Origin of the sequence: Parafannyhessea sp. (genome assembly GCF_051876455.1) — a bacterium.
Classification (GTDB): Bacteria; Actinomycetota; Coriobacteriia; order Coriobacteriales; family Atopobiaceae; genus Parafannyhessea.
This window is the reverse complement of record NZ_JBJEHW010000172.1, coordinates 1-2,010: the sequence shown is the minus strand read 5'-3', so window position 1 is coordinate 2,010 and position 2,010 is coordinate 1. Positions and strand designations below refer to the sequence as shown.

Annotated in this window: 2 protein-coding genes; one reads left to right on the top strand and one right to left on the bottom strand. The window is 67.6% G+C overall.

Features of this window, described 5'->3' with window-relative positions; all coding sequences use genetic code 11:
* A partial coding sequence (locus ACI38Z_RS07575; protein ID WP_439789583.1) for a nucleoside hydrolase occupies positions 1 to 775 on the bottom strand: 775 nt, incomplete at its 3' end.
* A gap of 94 nt (positions 776 to 869) precedes the next feature.
* Here ACI38Z_RS07575 and ACI38Z_RS07570 point away from each other — a divergent pair.
* Positions 870 to 1,811 (top strand): VOC family protein, encoded by a 942-nt coding sequence (locus tag ACI38Z_RS07570; RefSeq protein WP_439789582.1) that lies wholly within the window; start codon positions 870 to 872, stop codon positions 1,809 to 1,811.
* The last annotated feature ends 199 nt before the right edge of the window (positions 1,812 to 2,010 follow it).

The following is a 2,010-nucleotide window of genomic DNA, read 5'->3' as shown; positions in this document are numbered from 1 at the left end:
ACCCCACGAGCGTCGGGTCGATGGCCACGGCCGCGGCAAGCGGGTCGTGCAGGCCACAGCCGCCCAGGTAGGGGGCGTTCTTCTCGTACGCGCCGATGTAGTGGCCGACCATCGCCACGTAGGCACGAGCCGCGGGCGTGTCAATCTGGCGCCACTCGTCGAGCGCACGCCTGGTGAGGACCGTCTGGTGCGTGACGTCGAGCCCCACCATCGTCGCGTCCACGCCCGAGCGGAAGACCTCGTTGGCGGCCTCCGGGTCCTGGTCGATGTTCGCCTCCGTCCAGGCGTTGACGTTGCCCGGCACCGTGAGGGCGCCGCCCATGAGCACCACGTGGAGGCGGTCCTTGAGCGAGGGGTCCCTCCGGAGCGCCGCCGCGAGGTTGGTCGGGGCACCCGTCGGCACGTAGGCGAGCTCGTCCCCGTAGCGGTGCGCCGCCTCGATGATGAAGTCGACTGCCGGCTGGTCCTGCACCGGGCGCTCCGCATCCGGGATGACCACGTTGCCGATGCCGTTGGCACCGTGGATCAGTGCAGTGGACTCGCTCACCGCAAAGCCGTCGCGGCCCATGGCGTGCGGGAGTCCCGCAAAGACCGGCACCTCGGGGTGGCCCAGCAGCTCCGTCAGGGCAAGGCTGTTGCGAACGCCCTGTTCAAGCAACACGTTTCCGTACGTCCCGGTGATGCCCACAAGCTCCGCGTCCGGGCTTCCCAGCACGTAGGCGATGGCCAGCGCGTCGTCGATTCCGGTGTCCAGGTCGAGGATGATCTTCTTCATGTCAAGCTCCCGTGACGTCCGCCCTCGTTCACGTCTAGAGTATAGCCAGCAACGGCCGGCGCACGGCGGGCCCACGTCACGCAAGGGGGCGCCCATGATCTGGTTCACCTCGGACCTCCACCTCGGCCACGAGAGCCTGGCCACCCAGAAGCGCGGATTTTCCATCCTCGCGGCGATGGAGCACCTCATCATCCAGAACGTGAACGTCCGCGTGGCGCCCACGGACACGCTCTACGACCTGGGCGACTTCTCGTTCCGCTGCACGGTGGAGCACGCGCGCGAGCTAAGGGAGAAGATCGTCTGCCGCAAGGTGCACCTGATTGCGGGCAACCACGACAAGGACTGGTCGCGGCCCGAGGTTACCAAGACCTTCTCGCTCGACCCTCCCCTCATGCGGATGAAGACGCCGGAGGGGCAGGTCCTCGTGCTCTGCCACTACCCGCTTCTCAGCTGGGAGGCCATGCGCCGCGGCGCCGTCATGCTCCACGGACACATCCACTCTGGCATGGGCGAGCCGGCGCCGGGCTCGTACAATGCGCGCATGCGCGAGCAGGGGATCCTGCGCTACGACGTGGGCGTGGACGCCAACGGCATGGCACCCGTGTCGCTGGACGAGGTGCTCGCCTGGTTCGACGGCGTGGAGCCGCGGGAGGGTGCCACGCTTGAATCCGCCAGCCTGGACGTGATGGTCTATGTGGACGACGTCGAGGCGTGCCGGAGGTACTGGACGGAGCGGCTCGGCTTTTGTGAGGCCACCCGGCGTCCGGGGCCTGCCGGAAGCGACGCGTGGTGCCTCTCCTTCGGGACCTCGGGCGCACGGGTCGTGCTCATGGACAAGCGGCTCGTGAAGGAGTCCTCGCCAGAGGTGAGCACCGCCATGCCGTCGCTCCTCTTCCGCGTGGCGAACGTGGACGCGTACCACGACGAGCTCGAGGGCCGGGGCGTCACGCTCTCCCCCATCTCGGACGCAGGCGGCATGAGGTCGTTCGCGTTCTGCGACGGCGAGGGCCACTGGATGGCGGTCGCTCAGGCCTAAGAAGAGCAAGCAAATTGATTGAGGGCCCATCCCCACATCGCAGTGGGAACGGGCCCTCGGGCCTTGCATTTGTGCTGCTACACGGCGTAGATGATCGAGCAGGCGACGCAGAGTCCTCCGCCAAAGACCAGCGTGAACGCCACGACGGGCCACACGAACTTGAGCCAGTGCGAGTACTGCATGTCGAGCATCTGGAGCG